Genomic DNA, 232 nt, shown 5'->3' with positions numbered 1-232 from the left:
GGCAAGGCGATGGAGCTCTTCCATATGCAGGAAGAGGGCCGCGGCATGGTCTTCTGGCACCCCAAGGGCTGGGTGCTGTGGCGCGTGCTTGAGGCCTATATGCGCCGCCGCCTGGACGCCGCCGGCTATGTCGAGGTCAAGACGCCCCAGGTTCTGGACCGCAAATTCTGGGAACAGAGCGGCCACTGGGACAAGTACCGCCCCAATATGTTCGTCTGCGAGACGGTCGAGG

1 pseudogene is annotated in these 232 nt (G+C 63.8%); it reads left to right on the top strand.

The annotated features are described in order from the left end of the window. Positions 1–24 precede the first annotated feature (24 nt). A pseudogene (locus CVH10_RS24830) lies at positions 25–232 on the top strand (threonine--tRNA ligase); the annotation flags it as partial.

Source organism: Halomonas sp. ND22Bw (assembly GCF_003011945.1).
Classification (GTDB): Bacteria; Pseudomonadota; Gammaproteobacteria; order Pseudomonadales; family Halomonadaceae; genus Halomonas; species Halomonas halophila.
This window is presented reverse-complemented; position numbering and strand designations above follow the sequence as displayed.